Origin of the sequence: Saccharopolyspora hattusasensis (genome assembly GCF_050972075.1) — a bacterium.
GTDB lineage: Bacteria > Actinomycetota > Actinomycetes > Mycobacteriales > Pseudonocardiaceae > Saccharopolyspora > Saccharopolyspora hattusasensis.
This window is the reverse complement of the sequence record NZ_JBPCDC010000001.1, coordinates 1,704,040-1,723,061: the sequence shown is the minus strand read 5'-3', so window position 1 is coordinate 1,723,061 and position 19,022 is coordinate 1,704,040. Positions and strand designations below refer to the sequence as shown.

The following is a 19,022-nucleotide window of genomic DNA, read 5'->3' as shown; positions in this document are numbered from 1 at the left end:
GGCCGTTCCTCGCAGCACAAACCCATGCAGGTGCGGATCGATCCGGCCCACGAGTCCAATTTGGCGCCGATCCCTGTGAAACTGGTGATCGCGGGCGGTTTCGGCGTGGGGAAGACGACGCTCGTCGGTGCGGTCAGCGAGATTCCGCCGCTGACCACCGAGGAGGAGATGACCGTCGCCAGCGAGGGCGTGGACGACCTCACCGGCGTCGAGCGCAAGAAGACCACGACGGTCGCGCTGGACTTCGGGCGCATCACCATCTCCGAGAGGATCGTGCTGTACCTGTTCGGCGCGCCGGGCCAGAATCGGTTCTGGCCGCTGTGGAACGACCTCGCGCAGGGTGCGGCCGGTGCCGTGGTGCTGGTCGACACCCGGAAGTTGGAGGACGGGTTCGCTTCGATCGACTTCTTCGAGCGGCGCGACATCCCGTTCGTGGTGGCCGTGAACGTCTTCGACGATGCGCACCACTACGAACCGGAAGAACTCCGCGAGGCGCTGACGATCCCGTCGGATGTGCCGATCGTGCTCTGCGACGCGCGGGACCGGGAACTCACCAAGAACACCCTGACGACCTTGGTCGGGCACGCGATCGAGAAGTTATCGTCCACATCGGACGTGGCCTGATCGTGATCCGGTGAAGGCATCCCGGTCGAACGACTCGCCGGGACGCCTTTCACCTTTTTTCTTCAACCCACGATGGGTTCGGTTCGGCAGCGGAAGTGCCGCGGGTGCGGTGCTCCGTTGGTCTTCGAACTGGACGGAGAATTCCAGCGGGTTCCGTCGTCGGCCATGTCTTGGGGGATCAGTAGGCTTGTGGCATTTGTCACTCATATCCATTCGAGCATCATCTTGACTGGAGTGCTACGCACGCCTATCCGAAATCGGAATCCCGCCAGGTGCCCTCCTGGACCTTAGTGCTAAAGACTGGGCGGCGGGGCAATCACGCGGCGGGTGACCCGGGCAGAGGATGCGGGGCCGGCACGTATTACTGCCGGGGGCGCGCATGTCGATGGCGTCACGGTCGGTGCTGGAGCGTCTCCGGTAGACTTCCTCGGCCGGGGCGCAGAGTGGAAGCGAGAGTCTCGATGGCACGTGATGGGGACCGCAGCGGTTTCTCCGGGGGCGTGAGCAGGATCGATCCTTTCTGCTGGATCCCGGTGGTGCCGATGCTGCTCCTGGCTTTGGCGACCGTGCTGATGGGTGTGCCGCTGCTGGGTTTGCTGCTGCTGATCCTCGCGCTGGCGATCGTGGCTTTCGACCTGTGGGTGAACAACCGCCGCAAGTCGTCGCAGCGCCGTCTGCCGCCCCGCCGTGAGCAGCCCCGCCGCGAGCCGCCGCGCCGTGAGCCGCCGCGCCGTGAGCAGCCCCGCCGCGAACCCACCCGCCGCCCGGCGCGCCCGGCTGCGTCGGAACGCGCGGCGGCCCCGCGCGACGGTGGCGCACGAAACGGGGCGACCCGTGCCGGGAACCAGCCGCGTCGCAACCCCACCGGACAGGGAGCGCGCCCGGAACAGCGCCCCTCCGGGCGTCCCGGCGCCCGCCGCTGACAGTCGCTGTCAGGCGGCGCATTCCCGGGTGGCCGCACACCGCAGGCAACGCTTGGCGAGCAGCGGCGTTTGACGCTGGCGGTGGGGTGGTGGTGTGGGGCGAACGACCTGTTTGCCTCGGACTAGGGAGGCGGACAGGCCGTTCGCTCCGACAGGATCGGCTCAGGTGAGGTCGTCGAACTCGCCGGCCTTGACGCCCTTGATCCAGGCGGAGATTTCGGTGCGGGTGAAGAGGATGGTGCCGGTGCCGGGTGTGTTGCTGTTGCGGATCGCGATGCGGCCGTCGGGCAACGCGGCGATTTCGCGCGAAATCGCCATTGCCCACGCGTGCCGGGTGGCGATTTCGCGCGAAATCGCCAACGCGGCGGCACCGACGCAGTCCCCGCCGCCGCCGTTGCTTCCACCGGAGAAGCTGCTCTTGCGCCACTCGACTTCTTCGAAGTGGTTCACGATGCCCTCCTGAGATGCTTTAGGTGAGGTCGTCGAACTCGCCGGCCTTGACGCCCTTGATCCAGGCGGAGATTTCGGTGCGGGTGAAGAGGATGGTGCCGGTGTCGGGTGTGTTGCTGTTGCGGACCGCGATGCGGCCGTCGGGCAACGCGGCGGCTTCGACGCAGTTCCCGCTACCGCTGCCGCCTGCCCCGGAAAAGCTGCTCTTGTGCCACTCGACTTCTTCGAAGTGGTTCACGATGCCCTCCTGAGATGCTTTAGGTGAGGTCGTCGAACTCGCCGGCTTTGATGCCTTTGATCCAGGCGGAGATTTCGGTGCGGGTGAAGAGGATGGTGCCGGTGTCGGGTGTGTTGCTGTTGCGGATCGCGATGCGGCCGTCGGGCAACACGGCGGCTTCGACGCATTGGCCGCCGCCGTTGCTGCCGCCACCGGAGAAGCTGCTCTTGCGCCACTGAACCTCGTCTAAGGGGTTCACCTCTGTCATCGGTGGCCTCCGTTGCTCACTGGTGGTCCTTCATCGTCCTGCTGATCGCGTCGATGGAATCTGCACGCGAGAGCGCCAGCTCGGTGAGAACTCCGAAGCGTAGCGTGCGGCTTCGAACCTGTTCACGATCTTCGATGTACAGGCTACCTGCTGGGCCTTCCGTGTAGCCGACGTCTGGGATTGGATCCGGAAGGGTCAGCAGGGTGAACGGCCCTTCCAAGCCTGGGCTTCCCGGCACTTCCTTGGGCAGGATCTGAATCGTGACGCTCGGCTTTTCCGTCAGGTCGAGTAGCTTGCGCAGCTGATCTCGCATGATCGCGGGGCGACCCACTACTCGTTCCAGGACCGTTTGGTCGAGGATGAAATGCATCTGAGGTGGGTTGTCCATGGCGAGGATCTGCTGTCGAACCATCCGCGCAGCAACGCGCCGTTCCACGTCATCCGGGGCGAACGCGCCGGGGTAGACGGCGTGCATGACGGCGCGGGCGTAGTCGGCGGTTTGCAGTAGTCCGTGAACAAGCTGGCTCTGGAAGTCGCGAAGCGCGACCAGCCCGCCCTCAATGCTGAGAAGCTGGCGGACGTCGTCCGGCAGTTCGTTGTTGAAGCTGGTCCACCAGCCTTTCTCGTGTGATGTCTGCGCGAGTTGCACGAGCTCGTCGCGGACGGTCGGGTCGTTGACGCCATATGCGTCGAGGAGTTGCTCAACCTCACGTGGCTTGACGTTGTGCTCGCGGTTCTCGATTCGGGAGAGCTTCGATCGCGACCAACGTCCAGGCCCCCGCTGAAGCTTGTCGATCGCTTGCTCCTGACGGATGTCCGACTGCTCGCGCAGGGATTTCAAAGCAGCGGCGAGCTGCCAGCGACGTACCACGGACAATCCGCTCTCACTGCTCTGCATCATCCATGCCTCCATCCGTCCACCTCGCCCTATGGCGTGAGTTTTGGACTGTCCACTTGACATAGTGGACAGTCCAGATCGATTCTAGCTACCGTCAGTGCGCGATCAATTGCGGGAGGTAGTGATGGTAGTAGGCGCTGGTCAGGGGTCTTCGTTCGAGTCCGGGCTGATTCCGGGGTCGTTGCCGGACGATGAGTTCGCCGCGTTGGTGCAGGAAGAGGCCGACGGCTCGCCACCTCGGGTGTTCGCGTTGGTGGAGGAGTACGGGCAGCGCGAGGACTGCGAGATCTTCGCCTGGGGCTTGGAATTCGAGAAGCGCGCGGCGGTCTTTGACCTCGACGGCACGCTCTTTGCGAGGTGCGCTTCGGCTGACGGCGCGCATGCGCTGTTCTCCCGGATCCGCAACGTGCGCCTCGCCTGGCCTTCCGCGGCGGCACCGCAGCCGCGGGGTTGATCCGGTCGCCCAACCGCAGGCAGCACCGTTTGATCGTTGCCCGCGGTTGGGCGGTGATCTCCCGGGAGATCAGCCGTGAGTCTTTTGGGCTGCTGTAGCGAGGCTGCTGTAGCGAGGCTGCGGTAGCGAGGCTGCTGTCGCAACCCAACAGACTCACGGCCCCTGACCAGACGAAACGCTGGTTCGTCAGAGCTCGATGTGGAGGTTCTGGCCCGCGTTGATCGTGCAGCCGTTGGGAAAGTGGAGGATCGGGCGGCCGGAGTCGTCCGTGGCCGGGTGGACCTCGACCGGGGTGCCGTCGAGGGTGGCCCGCGGGACGTGGCTGGTGGCGTCGAGGCGGAGGGTTCGCAGGTTCAGGCGGCCGTGGTGGAGGTCGATCGAGCTGGTGCTTGCCGACTCCGCGCGGGTCTGGCGGTAGGTGCCCCAGCCCTCGGCCGTCGTGAACGCCGCCGCGAAGTTCTCGGGGCCGATCTTGGGGGCGAAGCCCAAATGGCCGCCGGAGCCGTGGTGTTCGAACCCGAGGGCGCTCAGGTAGGTGCCGAAGCTGGCCATCGAGCGCGCGTAGTGGTCGCTGCATTCGATCTCGTTGTACGGGTTCCGGCGCAGCGGGCCGTAGCGGTCGTGCACGGAGCGGGCGACCGCCAGGCCCTCGCCGACCATGCCTTCGGCGATCAGGTGAGCCGCCACCTGGTACTCGATGCCGTGCCAGGCCTCGTTGAAGTAGCTCACCGACCAGTTGTCGCCGGCCTCGTCGCCGCCGCCGTTCGGCCAGGCGCACATCACCAGCGCGGGGACGTCCGCGTCGTAGAAGATGCGCCCGCCTTCGATCGGGCTGTTCTCCCGGTATTCCATCGGTCGCGGCACGAAGTTGTGCCGCCAGATGCTGCGCAGCGCCGACCGGGTCGGCTCGGGCGGCAGCACTCGGGGCAGCCCGAGCTGGGCGGCCCAGCTCTGGCCGAGCAGCTGGTCGGCGAAGCAGCCGCGGTTGGTGTTGACCGAGCCGGGGTGCGCCGGATCGCGTTCGTGCACGAAGTACTCGCCGTTGAACAGGTCCCGCACGATCACCTCGGTCCCGTTCGCCGCCAGCTCGGCGCAGCGCCGGGCGAACGCGTCGTCGCCGGCCTCGCCGGCCATCGCAGCACCGGCCCGCAGCGCCGCCACGTAGAGTCCGGAAAGCCAGCTGTTGCGGCCGAACCAGGTGGCGTCCTGGGTGTTCGGCTGAGCGCCGTCGAGGATGCCGTCCGGTTCCGCGTCCGAGGCGATCAGGTACTCGACCGCCTGCCGGGTTCGCGGCCAGACACGTTGCAGCCACTGGGAATCCGGTGACATCTGGTGTTCGCGGTAGATCCGCAGGATCGTCCCGGCCTGCCCGTCGACCGCCGGGCTCCGGTCGGCTTCGCCGCGCATACTCAGCTGCCCGGTCGCGGCGTGGAACCCGATCCCGAGATCCACGCGTTCCCGGGTGTCCCGCTCCACGGTGGGGAACAGGCGGGCGAGCGCGTGCGCGTAGTGCCAGACGTGCGTGCAGGTCCCGGCGCAGCAGTAGGCGCCTTCCCAGCCATAGAACCGGCCGTCAGCGAACCGGTAGCAGGTCGACGTCGCCAGGATCGTGGTGTTGGTGGCGACCCGCTCCAGCAGCCAGTGCGGCAGCGTCGAGTCCTCGTACCAGGCGCGCTGCCACGCCCGCGTTCCGTCGATCAGGCGCTCTTGCTCGCGAGCCAGGTGCGCGACGACGTCCTGCGCGCTGCCGAACCGGGCCGCGTAGTGCCGCAGCAGCTCTCGGCTGTGCTCGAGGAAGGACAGTCCCTCCCGGTCCGGCACGGGGAAGAACCAGGCCAGCACGAATCGGATCGTCTGCTGCTCGCCAGGAGCTAGCGTCATGCCTGCCCGAACCACTGCGGCGCTGCGTTCGGCCAGACCGTCCACTGTGGATGAGCCGAGGGTCGGCTCGAAGATGTCTTGCGGCGAATTCCAGGACGCCGCAGCCGGGAGCACTTGCGCCCGGTCGGCGCCGAGCGTCGCGAGGGCGGCGCTGCCATGATCCGGCAGCTCCGGCAGGGCGGGCTGCGCCGGGGCGTGATCGGTGAGCCGGAGCTGGTCGACCCCGACATGCCCCCACGGCCCGGTCTCGGCGTCGATGATCTCGACGACCCCGTCCTTGCCCTGCCACGGCCCCAGGTAGAGCACGCGGTCGGTCAGGTGGTCGCTGAACGAACCGGTGGCGGTGCCGACGATCTCCCCGTCCACGACGACGTTCAGGCAGCACGTGCCCGGGTAGTTCCCGCCGCTGATGCGGAACCGCAGGTAGTTGCGGTCGATCCGGAACGGCTCGCTGCGCAGCGTCCCGGTCGCGCGGTCCCTGGCGCCCGCGTCGTCGCCGGGCGCGCTCGCGTGCGAATCGACCATCCGCATCCCGAACGCCCCCGCCTCACCCTGGTAGCCGGGCCGGTCGAGGGTGCGGACCGGGCCGGTGCCGAACGCGTCCCCGGTGGCGGACCAGCCCGAGTAGTCGGGCTTCTCCCAGTCCTCCAGCACGAGGTCCGCGCGCGCCGGGTTGTCGTCGGCGCCTTCGGCGGCGGTGAACTGCACACCGGCCGCGCCGTCGAGCGCGAACTCCTGAGAGCGCAGGCGGAGCGGGCGGGTGTGCCGACTGGTCAGGCACACGGGGTTCGCCATGAAACCGGCGATCTCGACGTCCACTGTGGCCGGTCCGGCGTTCGCCGCGGTGTAGTCGAGGAACACCGCCGGGTACGAGCTGTCGTCGATCTCGGTAGGGATGAACGGCGAGCACGCATCGAGCCTGACCTGCACCGGTTCCTGCGCATCGGCGTAGTCGACTGCCGCGGCCGGTGGCCGCCCCGCGAAGGTCACGTCTGGGAAGCCCCGCGCGTCGAGCCAGCGGGTGCGCACGTCGTCGCCGTCGGTGACGCGTACCGCGAAGCCGTGCTCGACCGGCGAGCTCGGCGGCATCGGCCGGGTGAAGTGCAAATCGTTGATGTTGGCGGGGGCGGTCCGGTTGTCGATGTCCCAGAGCCAGAGCCGCCCGTCGCCGGCCAGGTAGAGCTGCCCGCAGCCGATGCCGCCGATCGGCAGCCCGACGTACTTCAGCTCCTCGCCGCGCAGCCGGCTCCCTTCGCCGCGGTCGGACAGGTCCTCGCGTTCGGTTTCGGCGGACACCGCACACTCCTCCTGCGCTACCGCGCGTGATCGGCGGACTTCGGGGAGAAATCCAGCCAAGTCTAGGAATCCGCCGCGTCTCGGAGGGGTCACTCGCCGCGTTGATCAGCCGGTCGGACGAAGGCCTGCAGCGAACGGACCGTCCGCCTCGATAGGGCGAGCGAACGGACAGTGATGATGTGTGTAGTGACGCCGCTGGTGGGTCTGACCCTCGAACGGGCTGACGGCTTGCCTGTCCTGGAACGGATCTGTCGGCCTTACCGGGCGTTGCTACGCACGCGCGCTGTTCGCCGCGAAGGAGACCCGCGAGGAGTCAATCGACGACTGAGCCCAGCCGCGCGAGCAGCTCGTCTAGCAGCGGCAGCGAGGTCGCGTGGTTGACGCGGATGAAGCCCCGTCCGGCCGTCGAGCCGGGCGGGGCGCATCGCGTTCCGGCGTTGACCCGGACGCGAGCCTCGCGCAGCAGCACGTCCGCCGGTTCCGGGCCGAGGACGCTGAAGTCCAGCCACGCCAGGAAACCGGCCTGCCCCCGGTGCACCCGAATCTGGGGGCGGTCGTCGGCCCACGCCTGGAGCCGGTCGCGGGTGCGATCCAGATAGCTGCGCACCGCCGCGAGCCAGCCGCCGTCGTCGCGCCACAGCGCGGTCGCGACGGCGAGACCGGGACCCGAGGCGCGCATCGCCTCGTACGGCGGAATGGTTTCGACGACGTGCCTCGTGGATTCCTGGCCGACCAGCACGGCGGATTTGAGGCCAGGCACGTTCCAGGCCTTGGACACGCTGGTCACCGCGACGGCGTGCGACGCGGCAAGCTCGCTGACCGCGGCATAGGGGACGAACTCCTGGTCGCTCGCGCGCAGCGGGGCGTGAACCTCGTCGCTGATCACGAAAGCCCCGTGCCGGTCGGCGAGTTCGGCGATCGCTTGCAGCTCCTCGCGCGACCACATCCGGCCGGTCGGGTTGTGCGGGTGGCAGAGCAGCACCGCCCGCGCCCCGGCGGCGAGTGCGTCGGCGACCGCGTCGAAGTCGATCCGCCAGCCCCCTCCGGTGGGCAGCAGCGGGCATTCCCGGACCGGCCGGTCGAGGTGGGCGAGCAGGACCAGGAACGGGGGATAGGTCGGGGTCAGCAGCACGACGCCGTCGCCGGGTTCGGTCAGGTGGCGCAGCGCCGTGTCGAGCCCGGACATCACGTCGGCGACAGGCGTGAGCAGTGCGGGATCGACCCGCCAATTCTGTTCCCGCGCAGCCCAATCGGCGAACGCCGCCAGGTACTCGTCTGCCACCGGGTAGCCGAAATCGGATCGCTCGATCAGTTCCAGCAGCATGTTCCGGGCAACCGGGCACAGCGGGTAGTCCATCTCGGCGACCCAGGCGGGCAGGACGTCGGGGGCGACCAAGGCCCACTTCTGCGAACGGCGGCGCTGCAGGTCCTCGGGGTTCAGGGCGTCGAACTCGGCGTGCAACTCCGAAACGGTCATTTCCACGATTGTGCAGCAACCCGGCTCGCCCAGCCACGATCGGCGAAAATCGTTGGCGCGATCCCGGGTTCTCGTGGTTAGGTCCGGGGCATGTCCGACATCGTCGCTGGTGGGCACCTGCGCGCGTGGGTTCGGGAAGACTTCGACGTCGATCTCGTGGCGATCGATCCGGTTGGCAACGGCGCCGACGTGGCCGCGGAAGTCTGGCGCGGGACTTCAGCCGAGGGGCAGCGGTACGCGGTCAAGTGGAGCGGTGGCGGCACGACGGCCGGGCTGGCGGTGTCGGCATGGCTCGCCGAGCGCGGGGTGCCGGGGGTCGTCGGGCCGGTGCCAACACATGGCAGCGGGTTGTGGAGCGAGCGCGCGGGGCGTCGGTTGTCCCTGGCGCCGTGGGCATCCGACGAGGGCGCGTTGAACGGCGGGATGACGGCAGAACACTGGGAGGCATATGGGGCGATGCTTGCGCAGGTGCACGCCATGCCCGCGGCGGATGCGCCGAAGTCGCTGCCTCGCGAGGAACACACGCATGAGCGTTGGGCATCGGCCGTTCGCGTCCTCCACGGCGAGTGCACTTCCGGTGAGCTTCCGGCCGATGACCTGGTGCGCACCCTGACCTCGGAGTGGCGCGCTGCGGCGGACCGCATCGGGGCGCTGCTCGCGCAGGCCGACGCCCTGGGGCGGAAACTCCGCGCGCAGTACGCGCCCAACGTCGTCTGCCACGGCGATCCGCACCTGGGGAACCTGCTGCTGCGCGGCGCGGACATGTTCCTGATCGACTGGGACGATGCGGTTCTCGCGCCACGCGAACGGGACCTCCTGTTCGTGATCGGCGGGGTCCTGCTCCCGTTCGCGCCGGTCAGCCGGCAGGAACAGCAGTGGTTTTTCGCCGGTTACGGGCCGGTGGACATCGACCCGCACCGCCTGACCTACTACCGGTGCGTTCGGGCCCTGGAGGACCTCGTTGTCCCGGCCGCCCAGGTGCTGGAACTCCGCGAGCCGACGGCCGAGCGAGCAGAAGCGCTGTCCATCTTCCGAGGCGTCGTGTCGTCCACCGGGCTCGCCGGTCTCGCCCTCGACTCGCCGGCGCCGTAGCTGCGGTGGTGCGGGCTGTAGAACCGTAGCGGTGCGCGCAGTGGAAACTCAGACCACGCCGTCGTCCTAGAAGAACGTGCGCACCAGGTCGATCACGGTGTCGCCGGCGATGACCGGGATCAGGGGCCACTTGTCGAACACCGTGCAGGGGTGGGACAGGCCGAAGCCCATCCAGTCGCCGATCTGCGGATCGGCGTCCCGCACGGTCAGGAACGCGTGCTGGTCGGCCAGCGAAGTCACCTCGCACGAACCGGCGGCCAGCTCCCGGATCTCGCCGTCCGCGCCGCGGATCACCTGCGGTTCCGGCAGGTCCTGGTCGAACGACACGTCCCGGCGGCCCATGGTCAGCAGCGCCAGGCCCCGCTCGGGCCGGGAGGTGACCTGCGCCCACACCCGCATCGCGGGGTGGAACGGCGATTCCGCGCCCGCCAGCCGGTGCTCGCGGCCGAACGGCGAGCGGACCCGGTAGAAACCGTCGTCGTGCAGCAGGTATCCGCCGCTGCGCAGCACCGGCACGACCTGCAGCCCGGCCGGCCACGGCTCGGTGAACGCCTCGGCGACCTGGTCGAAGTACGCGCTGCCGCCGCAGGTGACGATCACCTCGTCCAGCCCCGCGAAGTGGCCCGCCTGGGCCAGTTCCGCCACGAGGTCGCGCAACCGCCCCAGATATTCGTCTACAGTGGACAACGTCTGCTCGCTGACGTCGTGCCCCAGCGCGCCCTCGTAGCCGCCGACCCCGACCAGTCGCAGCATCGGGCTTTCCAGTACGAGGTCGGCGATCTCGCGCGCTTCGGCGATCGTGCGCGCACCGGTCCGGGCGCCGTCGCTGCCGAGCTCGACCAGCACGTCGACCCGCCGGGACGCGCCGTGGTGGGCCAGCGCCTCGGCCATCAGCTGCGCTCCACGCACCGAGTCCACGAAGCAGCTGAACTCGAATTCGGGGCTGGCCTCCAGTTCGCCGGCCAGCCAGGCCAGCCCGCTGGGGTCCAGCAGCTGGTTGGCGAGCATGATCCGCTCGACGCCGAAGGCGCGGTAAACCCGCAGCTGGCTGACGTTCGCCGCGGTGATGCCCCAAGAACCGGTCGCGAGCTGCCGTTCGAAGAGCCGCGGCGCCATTGTCGTCTTGCCGTGCGGCGCGAGCTGCAGGCCGTGCAGCGCGCACCAGTCGGCCATGGTCTGCAGGTTGTGCTGCAAGGCCGCATCATCGAGTACCAGCAGCGGGCCGACGAAGCCCGCGTCGTACAACTTCGGGCGCTGCTTGAGGAACTCGCCGACGGTGCTGCCGAAGGCCTCGGACGGCATGCCTTTGAAGCGCCAGTCGATGCGCTCGTCGTGCAGCGAGCGAACCGCCGCGGTGTTGATCCCCCGTGCCGACACCAAGGCCTCCTATTGCGTAGAATGCAACAGCGGTTGCGTAAAATGCCGGATAGGTGTGTACCATCAGCCGCGCGACGCGTCAACGGATGGAGCGGCCGGTGAGCCAGAGCTTGGAACGCGGTCTGACGGTGCTGACCGCGCTGGCCGCCGGGCAGCAGACGCTCGACCAGCTTGCGAAACGCCTGGGCGTGCACAAATCAACCGCGATGCGCCTGCTGCGCACCCTCGAGGCGGGCCGCTTCGTGCGCCGCGAGGACGTGCACCACTACCGCCTCGGCAGCGCCCTGTTCGACCTCGCCCACCAAGCGCTGGAAGACCTCGACGTGCGCGGCGTGGCTCGGCAGTACCTGGTGGCGCTGGGGGAGATCAGCGGGCACACCGTGCACCTGGCGACCCTCGAAGACAATCAGGTCGTCTACATCGACAAAGTGGACAGCCAGCACCCGGTGCGGATGTACTCCCGCATTGGCCGCCGCGCGCCGGTGCACTGCACGGCGGTGGGCAAGGTGCTGGTGGCTTACTGGCCGACGCAGCAGCGCCGCCGGTTCGCCGAACAGCTCAACTACCCGAAGCTGACCACCAACACCATCGACTCGGCCGAGCGGTTCCTGGCCGAACTGGACCGGGTGCGCGCCCAGGGCTACGCGGTGGACCGCGGCGAGCACGAGAACTTCATCCACTGCGTCGGCGCGCCGATCCGCAACCACCGGGGCGAGGTCGTCGCGGCCCTGTCTCTTTCGGTCCCGAAGGTGCTGCTGGACTTCGACGGGCTGCTCGGCCTCGTCGACGACCTGCGGCGCGCCGCCGGCGGGGTTTCCGCCGAGCTGGGGTGGCAGCCGGAAAACCCGAGAGCAAAGGAAGTCTGATGGCCATGGCCCGCGTCGTCGGCGAACCCTTCCCGGCTCGCACCACGCTCTACGTCGGCCTACCCGCCGGCCTCCTCGTCGAAATCGACGCCCTCGCGGTCCTCGACTGATTCGAATGTTCAAGGGCTGATTCGAATGTTCAAGGGCGCCTTCGGCCGGATCGGTCGGAGGCGCCTGTCGCTTACGCCGCTACCCGCACCGCCACGCAAGCCAAGCCGCACAGTTCTTTACTCCTTGCGGCCGGTGACGGCGAGGGTCAGGCCGAGGCCGATCATGGCGAAACCGCCCGCCCGCTGGACGATCGCCAGCCGCCGCGGGGCGCTGGCGATCGGGATGAGCCCGAGCAGCAGCATCTGCACCGGGACGTGGCCCAGTTCCGGGTCGATGAACTGCGGGACCACCGCGGTGAAGAAGATGAACGTCTTCGGGTTCGCCACCCCCACCACGACGCCTTCCCGCAGCGTCTTCAGGATGCCGAGGCCCGGCGTCTGCCCGGGCAGTTCGCCGGCGAGCGGGCGACTGCTGCGCAGCGCCTTGATGCCCAGGTAGACGAGGTAGGCCGCGCCCGCCATCTTGATCGCGGTGAACACCACGAGCGACTGCGCCACCACCGCGCCGACGCCCAGCGCCACCGCGACGGCCACCAGGTAGCACCCGATGGCATTGCCGACGACGCTGGTCAGCGCGGTGCGCCTGCCATGCGCCAGCGCCCGGCCCACGACGAACAACACGCTCGGCCCGGGCACCGCGATGATCACCAACGACATCGCCGCGAAAACCAGCAACCGATCAACCGATACCATCACGCGCACCTCCTCGATCAGCCTGGCAAGCCAACACGCCAGACGCCAGCCGGTTTCACCCGGCAGCTTCGCGCCGCGGCGCCACGCGGCAGCTTCTACTGTGGACACATGCCGCTGCGCTCCCTGCTGTCCTGGACCGTGCTGGTGCCGGTGCTCGCGATCATCGCGCTGGCCATCACCTGGACCCACAAGGAACTCGGCATCATCCCGGTGCTCATCGTGGCGATCCTGCTCGCGGGCGCGGTGCTGACCGCCGTGCACCACGCGGAGATCGTCGCCCACCGGGTGGGCGAACCGTTCGGCTCGCTGGTCCTGGCGGTGGCCGTCACGGTCATCGAAGTAGGGCTGATCGTCACGCTGATGAGCTCCGGCGGCCCGGAAGCCGCGACGCTGGCTCGCGACACGATCTTCGCCGCGGTCATGATCACCACCAACGGCATCGTCGGCCTCTCCCTACTGGTGGGGGCCCTCCGCTACGGGCTGACGCCGTTCAACGCCGAAGGCACTGGTGCGGAGCTGGCGACGGTGACGACGCTGGCCGCGTTGAGCCTGGTGTTCCCGACCTTCACCACGAGCCTGCCGGGCCCGGTGTACTCGGCACCGCAGATGGCGTTCGCCGCGGTGGCCTCGCTCGTGCTGTACGGCATGTTCGTCTTCACCCAGACCATCCGGCATCGGGACTTCTTCGTGCCGGTCACCGACGAGGGCACGGTCGCCCCAGAGGAAGACCACGCGCGGCCGCCGAGCGGAGGCCGGACAGCGGCGAGCCTCGTGCTGCTGGTGGTCGCGCTGGTCGCCGTCGTCGGGCTGGCGAAGGTGGAGTCCCCGGCGATCGAGGCCGCGGTCGAGGCGGTCGGCTTCCCGCAGTCCTTCGTCGGCGTGGTGATCGCCCTGCTGGTGCTGCTGCCGGAGACGATCGCGGCGGTGCGCGCCGCCGCCCGCCAGCGGGTGCAGATCAGCCTCAACCTCGCCTACGGCTCTGCGATCGCCAGCATCGGCCTGACGATCCCGGTGATCGTGCTCGCCTCGATCTGGCTGGACGGCCCGCTGCACCTCGGACTCGGCGGAACCCAGCTCGTGCTGTTCATCCTGACGGTCATCGTCAGCGTCCTCACGGTCGTCCCCGGCCGCGCCACCCGCCTGCAAGGCGGCGTCCACCTCGCCATCCTCGCGGCCTTCATCTTCCTGGCCGTCAACCCGTGACGAAGGCGGTGAGGCGCACCCCATCAGGTCGGCGGCCAGTTCTCGTCGGCGTGTTATAAGTGTCCACAGTAGACATGTGGAGATGGTAGCCGGACCGGCGCCGGCCGGCGGGAAAACTTCTTCACGCGAAGCCTTGTTGTGTTATCTGCTATCGACCAAAAGCTCGGTCGGCATTCGGCTCGTGGTCAAGATCTTGCGGCTGGGCAAGGACTTCGGGTATTGACTGTCCACTGTGCATTGCATGCTGTGCAATGTCCGTAGTCGCGCGGGTCTTTCGGCCGTGCCGGATTTTCCGCGGAACGGGGATCCTGGCCGAGGACGAGCCGATCCGCTTCCGGAGGGCTGATGTGGGTGTGCCGGGCGTTGCGAAATGGCATGTGGCGGGCGACTGGTTCTATACGTGCAAGTGTGAGATCCCGTGCCCGTGCTCTTTCGCGCAGCCGCCGACCTACGGCGACTGCGACGGCATCCGGCTGTGGCACATCCGAACCGGCGACTACGGCGACCTGGGGCTCAGCGGCCTGAACGTCGCGATGCTGGTTTCCTACGCCGGGAACGTCTGGACGGGGGAGCACCACGACGCGCGTGCCGCGTTCTTCTTCGACGAGCGCGGTGGCGAGGCGCAACTCGCGGCGCTTCGGGCGATCTTCACCGGGCGGGCCGGCGGTTGGCCGCAGCGGTTCGTCGAGATGCTCCGGCCGGAGATCGTGGCCGTGGAGTCGAGCCCGATCGAGGTCCGCATCGCCGACGACCTGGCCGACTGGAGCGTCCGGCTCTCCGGATACGCGGAGGCGGCCGTCGAAGCGCTCACCGGTCCAACTGCCGCCGAAGGCGTCCGGGTCCAGGTGCACAACCTGCCGGGCGCGGAGGTCGGCCCCGGTCAGCCGCCCGCGACCTGGGGGCGGGCGACTCTCGACCGGGCCGACGCGTTCGGCTTCAGCTGGGAGCGGGTGGGCAACTCCAGCACGCACATCCCGTTCGGCTGGACGGGACCGGAGGCGGCATGACCCGCTCGGGGGATCAGTAGACGGGGCCGGTGTACTTCTCGCCCGGGCCCTGCCCCGGTGCGTCCGGGTGGGTGGAGGCCTCGCGGAACGCGCGCTGCAGCGACTGCAGGCCGTCGCGGACCGGACCCGCGTGCGGCCCGAGGTACTCGACGGAGGCGGTGACCAGCCCGGCCAGTGCGGTGATCAACCGGCGCGCCTCGTCCAGGTCGCGCTCCGCCGCGGCGTCCGGGTCCTCGGCGGCCAGCCCCAGCTTCTCCGCCGCCGCGGACATCAACATGACCGCCGCGCGGCTGATCACCTCGACGCTGGGAACATCGGCGAGCTCGCGGACGTTGAATTCCATGTCTGCGTCGTGCGCCTGCTGCTTACCCGGCAGGTCGGACGTGGTCGGGGGCGCGGTTGGCTGCGGTTCGGTCACGCCTGCTACCCTGACACGCACGACCAGCCCCTGCTCAAGCGGGGGCGGCAAAGTGGAGTCCCGCTCCCACCCGAGTAGCCGCCACAGGCTTCCGGGTCCCGGTCCTGTCGACGGTGCGAGCCGTCGGTAGCACGAACGGTATTGCGGTACCGGTTCGATCGGTATGGAGTCAGGGTCCCGCGGGCCGCGCAGGCGGAACGACGGGACCTCTGCATTCCGGGGTGAGCTCTACGCGCCGCGGTGCAGTCAACTACAGCCATCGAACCGAGGAGGGCCCATCAGCTCCGAGACGCGCATCAACGACCGCATCCGGGTTCCGGAGGTCCGGTTGGTCGGACCGAACGGTGAACAGGTCGGGATCGTCCGCATCGAGGACGCACTCCGGCTAGCCCAGGAAGCGGATCTGGACCTTGTCGAGGTCGCCCCGCAGGCGCGCCCGCCGGTCTGCAAGCTCATGGACTACGGCAAGTTCAAGTACGAGAGCGCGCAGAAGGCTCGCGAATCGCGTCGCAACCAGCAACAGACCGTCATCAAGGAGCAGAAGCTCCGGCCGAAGATCGACCCGCACGACTATGAGACGAAGAAGGGCCACGTGTCCCGCTTCCTCAACCAGGGTCACAAGGTCAAGGTGACGATCATGTTCCGCGGTCGTGAGCAGTCGCGTCCCGAGTTGGGCTTCCGCCTGCTGCAGCGACTGGCCGATGACGTGTCCGAACTCGGGTTCATCGAGGCGAACCCGAAGCAGGACGGTCGCAACATGATCATGGTTCTTGCGCCGCACAAGACGAACAAGACCAAGCCCAAGGCGAACGCTTAAGTCCGCAGGGCTCGTGATGTGACGCCGGGCCGGGACGCACTCCGCGCCCCAGCCCGGCATCAGTACGAAACGAGGACGAGAAGATGCCGAAGAACAAGACCCACAAGGGCACCTCGAAGCGCTTCAAGGTGACCGGCACGGGCAAGCTGCGGCGCGAGCAGGCCGGTCGTCGGCACATCCTGGAGAAGAAGTCCAGCCGTGTCACCCGCCGGCTCGAGGGCACCGAAGCGGTGGCCAAGGCCGACGTCAAGCGCATCAACCGACTGCTGGGTCGCTGAACCCCGACCCGCTGCACCCGAAGCAGCAGGTCAGCAACGCAGTTCCAGCAACCCGCACGGGCGGTTCCCCGCCCCCGATGAGATAACAGGACGGACCCCGTGGCACGCGTCAAGCGGGCAGTCAACGCCCAGAAGAAGCGCCGCACCATTCTCGAGTCGGCCCGCGGCTACCGCGGTCAGCGCTCCCGGCTGTACCGCAAGGCCAAGGAGCAGATGCTCCACTCGATGACCTACGCCTACCGCGACCGGCGGGCCCGCAAGGGTGACTTCCGGAAGCTGTGGATCACCCGCATCAACGCCGCGACCCGGCAGCACGGCCTGAGCTACAACCGCTTCGTGCAGGGCCTGAAGGCCGCCGAGGTCGAGGTCGACCGGAAGATCCTGGCCGAGCTCGCGGTCAACGACCCGCAGGCTTTCGCCGCGCTGGTCGAGGTGGCTCGCAAGAACCTGCCGGAGAGTGCGGCCTGACCACCGAAGGCCCCTACGCTGCACCGCGACCCGGGATGACGACTCCATTCACGGAGCGATCGTCCCGGGTCGCGGTCGCTCGCAAGCTCACCCGCCGCGCCGGCCGGGAGAAGGCCGGGGCGTTCCTCGCCGAAGGCGCCCAGGCGGTGGGCGAGGCGCTGACCGCGCACGCCGGCGGGGTGCTGCGGGTGCGCGACGTCTTCGCCACCGAGCAATCCCGGCACGCCGAGTTCCTGGACCGGGCCCGCGCCGAGTCGGTGCCGGTCCACCTGGTCACCGAGCGGGCCGCGGCGTCGCTGTCGGAGACGGTGACCCCGCAAGGGCTGATCGCGGTCTGCGACCTGCCGGACACCACGCCGTCCGCCGCGCTCGCCGGGCGCCCGAAGCTGGTCGCGGTGCTGGTCGGCGTGGCGGATCCGGGCAACGCGGGAACTGTGGTCCGGGTCGCCGACGCGGCCGGTGCCGGTGCCGTGCTGTTCGCCGGCGACACCGTCGACGCCTACAACGGCAAGGCGGTGCGGGCGTCCACCGGGAGCCTCTTCCACCTGCCCGTTGCGCGTGACCGCGACGTCTCCGCCGTGCTTTCCGCCTGCCGCGCGGCCGGGCTCCGTCTGGTCGGCGCCGACGGCTACGCCACCGGCGACCTCGACACGGCCGACCGGGACGGTGAGCTCGCCGAGCCCACGGCGTGGGTGTTCGGCAGTGAAGCCCACGGGCTACCGGATGAGGTGAAATCGGAACTGGATGCCACGCTCCGGGTCCCGCTCTACGGGCGTGCGGAAAGCCTCAACCTGGCCACGGCCGCAGCAGTCTGCCTCTACGCCTCAGCCCGAGCCCAGCACCGCCAGGACGCCTAGGCCGGGCGATTTCGCGCGAAATCGGCACCTCCCAGGCGGTGCGGGCGGCGATTTCGCGCGAAATCGGCTCCACCGGATCTCGGCGAAAAGCGGTTGGGGCCGTCGCATAGACTCTAGGGGCTAGCTTGCGGCTTGAGTCGTATGCCAATGAGCAGGTTCGCCGACCTGGGCAACTGCCGCTCAGGGATCGGGCACCGATGCCTGTCGGATCAACGGGAGTCACGCACTAACGATGTCTGGAGCCAACGACCCGTACGACCCGAAAGAGGTCGCCGCGCTGTCGCCGGAGACGCTGGACCGCGCGGTGGTCGAGGCCGGCAAAGCCTTCGCCGCAGCCACCGACCTCGACGCGCTGGCCGTGGTCAAGCCCGCGCACCTCGGTGACCGCTCGCCGCTGCTGACCGCGCGCCGGGAGATCGGCGCGCTGCCGCCGAAGGCGCGCTCGGAGGCGGGCAAGCGCGTCAACCAGGCTCGCGAGGCCATTCAGGGCGCCTTCGACGAGCGCCGCGCGGCCCTGCAGGCCGAGCGCGACGAGCGGGTGTTGCGCGAGGAGACGGTCGACGTCACGCTGCCCTGGGACCGGGTGCCGGCCGGCGCGCGCCACCCGATCACCCAGCTCGCCGAGGACATCGAGGACACCTTCGTAGCGATGGGCTGGGAGGTCGCCGAGGGCCCCGAGCTGGAAGCCGAGTGGTTCAACTTCGACGCGCTGAACTTCGGCAAGGACCACCCGGCGCGCACCATGCAGGACACCTTCTACGTGGCCCCGGAGAACTCCGGGCTGGTGCTGCGCACCCACACCTCGCCGTCGCAGGTCCGCGCCCTGCTGGATCGCGAGCTGCCGGTGTACGTGGTCTGCCCGGGCCGCACCTTCCGCACCGACGAGCTGGATGCCACCCACACCCCGGTGTTCTCGCAGGTCGAGGGCCTGGCGGTGGACAAGGGCCTGACCATGGCGCACCTGAAGGGCACGCTGGACGCGTTCGCCCGGTCGATGTTCGGCCCGGAGTCCAAGACCCGGCTGCGGCCGTCGTACTTCCCGTTCACCGAGCCATCGGCCGAGATGGACGTGTGGTTCCCGGAGAAGAAGGGCGGCGCCGGCTGGGTCGAGTGGGGCGGCTGCGGCATGGTCAACCCGAACGTGCTGCGTGCCTGCGGCGTCGACCCCGAGGTCTACACGGGCTTCGCCTTCGGCATGGGCCTGGAGCGCACGCTGATGTTCCGCAACGGCATCCCCGACATGCGCGACATGGTCGAGGGCGACGTCCGGTTCACCCAGCCGTTCGGTATTTGAGGATCTGTCGATGGTTGATCTGCGTAGCGGTGCAAGTGGCGGAACCTCAGAGGC

General features: G+C 68.9%; 21 protein-coding genes and 1 pseudogene. 13 read left to right on the top strand and 9 right to left on the bottom strand.

Annotated features, from left to right (window positions below; genetic code table 11):
• Positions 1-24 precede the first annotated feature (24 nt).
• Positions 25-624, top strand: coding sequence for a GTP-binding protein (locus ACRXBZ_RS07175; RefSeq protein WP_433878364.1), 600 nt, complete (start codon positions 25-27; stop codon positions 622-624).
• 461 nt (positions 625-1,085) lie between these two features.
• Positions 1,086-1,547, top strand: a complete 462-nt coding sequence (locus tag ACRXBZ_RS07170; RefSeq protein ID WP_433878363.1) for a hypothetical protein — start codon at positions 1,086-1,088, stop codon at positions 1,545-1,547.
• A gap of 162 nt (positions 1,548-1,709) precedes the next feature.
• Here the strand turns inward: ACRXBZ_RS07170 and ACRXBZ_RS07165 are convergent, their stop codons facing one another.
• The 4 genes from ACRXBZ_RS07165 to ACRXBZ_RS07150 are packed head-to-tail and all read right to left on the bottom strand — an operon-like array spanning position 1,710 to position 3,383.
• Positions 1,710-1,997, bottom strand: coding sequence for a DUF397 domain-containing protein (locus ACRXBZ_RS07165; protein ID WP_433878362.1), 288 nt, complete (start codon positions 1,995-1,997; stop codon positions 1,710-1,712).
• Positions 1,998-2,016: 19 nt separating this feature from the next.
• The gene (locus ACRXBZ_RS07160) at positions 2,017-2,235 is read right to left on the bottom strand and encodes a DUF397 domain-containing protein (RefSeq protein ID WP_433878361.1); all 219 of its coding nucleotides are present in this window, start codon (positions 2,233-2,235) and stop codon (positions 2,017-2,019) included.
• 19 nt (positions 2,236-2,254) lie between these two features.
• Positions 2,255-2,482, bottom strand: coding sequence for a DUF397 domain-containing protein (locus ACRXBZ_RS07155; protein ID WP_433878360.1), 228 nt, complete (start codon positions 2,480-2,482; stop codon positions 2,255-2,257).
• A 16-nt stretch (positions 2,483-2,498) separates the two neighbouring features.
• Complete coding sequence (locus ACRXBZ_RS07150) at positions 2,499-3,383, bottom strand: helix-turn-helix domain-containing protein (protein ID WP_433878359.1); 885 nt, start codon at positions 3,381-3,383, stop codon at positions 2,499-2,501.
• 121 nt (positions 3,384-3,504) lie between these two features.
• Between ACRXBZ_RS07150 and ACRXBZ_RS07145 the strand changes: the two genes are divergently transcribed.
• On the top strand, positions 3,505-3,834 hold the full coding sequence (locus ACRXBZ_RS07145) for a hypothetical protein (RefSeq protein WP_433878358.1): 330 nt from the start codon (positions 3,505-3,507) through the stop codon (positions 3,832-3,834).
• Between the two features lie 186 nt (positions 3,835-4,020).
• On the opposite strand, the gene ACRXBZ_RS07140 is transcribed toward ACRXBZ_RS07145, so the two are convergent.
• Positions 4,021-7,011: a GH116 family glycosyl hydrolase gene (locus ACRXBZ_RS07140; protein WP_433878357.1), complete on the bottom strand. Its 2,991-nt coding sequence runs from the start codon at positions 7,009-7,011 to the stop codon at positions 4,021-4,023.
• Between the two features lie 313 nt (positions 7,012-7,324).
• Positions 7,325-8,488 (bottom strand): MalY/PatB family protein, encoded by a 1,164-nt coding sequence (locus tag ACRXBZ_RS07135; protein WP_433878356.1) that lies wholly within the window; start codon positions 8,486-8,488, stop codon positions 7,325-7,327.
• 90 nt (positions 8,489-8,578) lie between these two features.
• On the opposite strand from ACRXBZ_RS07135, the gene ACRXBZ_RS07130 reads away from it, so the two are divergent.
• On the top strand, positions 8,579-9,580 hold the full coding sequence (locus tag ACRXBZ_RS07130; protein WP_433878355.1) for a phosphotransferase: 1,002 nt from the start codon (positions 8,579-8,581) through the stop codon (positions 9,578-9,580).
• 66 nt (positions 9,581-9,646) lie between these two features.
• On the opposite strand, the gene ACRXBZ_RS07125 is transcribed toward ACRXBZ_RS07130, so the two are convergent.
• A complete protein-coding gene (locus ACRXBZ_RS07125; protein ID WP_433878354.1) occupies positions 9,647-10,960 on the bottom strand; it encodes an amino acid deaminase in 1,314 nt (437 codons plus the stop codon).
• 95 nt (positions 10,961-11,055) lie between these two features.
• Here ACRXBZ_RS07125 and ACRXBZ_RS07120 point away from each other — a divergent pair, with 95 nt between their 5' ends.
• Positions 11,056-11,823, top strand: coding sequence for an IclR family transcriptional regulator (locus ACRXBZ_RS07120; protein ID WP_433878353.1), 768 nt, complete (start codon positions 11,056-11,058; stop codon positions 11,821-11,823).
• A gap of 14 nt (positions 11,824-11,837) precedes the next feature.
• A pseudogene (locus ACRXBZ_RS07115) lies at positions 11,838-11,933 on the top strand (RidA family protein); the annotation flags it as partial.
• Positions 11,934-12,050: 117 nt separating this feature from the next.
• Here the strand turns inward: ACRXBZ_RS07115 and ACRXBZ_RS07110 are convergent.
• Positions 12,051-12,734 carry a LysE family translocator gene (locus ACRXBZ_RS07110; protein WP_433878352.1) on the bottom strand — a complete coding sequence of 228 codons (684 nt, stop codon included), beginning with the start codon at positions 12,732-12,734 and terminating at the stop codon, positions 12,051-12,053.
• On the opposite strand from ACRXBZ_RS07110, the gene ACRXBZ_RS07105 reads away from it, so the two are divergent.
• Both ACRXBZ_RS07105 and ACRXBZ_RS07100 read left to right on the top strand, forming a co-directional pair.
• On the top strand, positions 12,735-13,829 hold the full coding sequence (locus tag ACRXBZ_RS07105; RefSeq protein WP_433878351.1) for a calcium:cation antiporter: 1,095 nt from the start codon (positions 12,735-12,737) through the stop codon (positions 13,827-13,829).
• Positions 13,830-14,176: 347 nt separating this feature from the next.
• Positions 14,177-14,836, top strand: a complete 660-nt coding sequence (locus ACRXBZ_RS07100) for a DUF1326 domain-containing protein (protein WP_433883818.1) — start codon at positions 14,177-14,179, stop codon at positions 14,834-14,836.
• Positions 14,837-14,849: 13 nt separating this feature from the next.
• On the opposite strand, the gene ACRXBZ_RS07095 is transcribed toward ACRXBZ_RS07100, so the two are convergent.
• A complete protein-coding gene (locus ACRXBZ_RS07095; protein ID WP_433883817.1) occupies positions 14,850-15,179 on the bottom strand; it encodes a DUF1844 domain-containing protein in 330 nt (109 codons plus the stop codon).
• Between the two features lie 352 nt (positions 15,180-15,531).
• On the opposite strand from ACRXBZ_RS07095, the gene infC reads away from it, so the two are divergent.
• The 5 genes from infC (at position 15,532) to pheS (ending at position 18,968) form a co-directional block, all read left to right on the top strand.
• On the top strand, positions 15,532-16,071 hold the full coding sequence (gene infC / locus ACRXBZ_RS07090; RefSeq protein ID WP_029535984.1) for a translation initiation factor IF-3: 540 nt from the start codon (positions 15,532-15,534) through the stop codon (positions 16,069-16,071).
• An 83-nt stretch (positions 16,072-16,154) separates the two neighbouring features.
• Entirely contained in the window at positions 16,155-16,349 is a 195-nt protein-coding gene (gene rpmI / locus ACRXBZ_RS07085) for a 50S ribosomal protein L35 (RefSeq protein WP_010313612.1), read from the top strand.
• 99 nt (positions 16,350-16,448) lie between these two features.
• Positions 16,449-16,817, top strand: a complete 369-nt coding sequence (rplT, locus tag ACRXBZ_RS07080; RefSeq protein ID WP_093266845.1) for a 50S ribosomal protein L20 — start codon at positions 16,449-16,451, stop codon at positions 16,815-16,817.
• A 35-nt stretch (positions 16,818-16,852) separates the two neighbouring features.
• Positions 16,853-17,674, top strand: coding sequence for a TrmH family RNA methyltransferase (locus ACRXBZ_RS07075; protein ID WP_433878350.1), 822 nt, complete (start codon positions 16,853-16,855; stop codon positions 17,672-17,674).
• 232 nt (positions 17,675-17,906) lie between these two features.
• The gene (gene pheS, locus ACRXBZ_RS07070; protein ID WP_168584369.1) at positions 17,907-18,968 is read left to right on the top strand and encodes a phenylalanine--tRNA ligase subunit alpha; all 1,062 of its coding nucleotides are present in this window, start codon (positions 17,907-17,909) and stop codon (positions 18,966-18,968) included.
• Positions 18,969-19,022 lie beyond the last annotated feature (54 nt).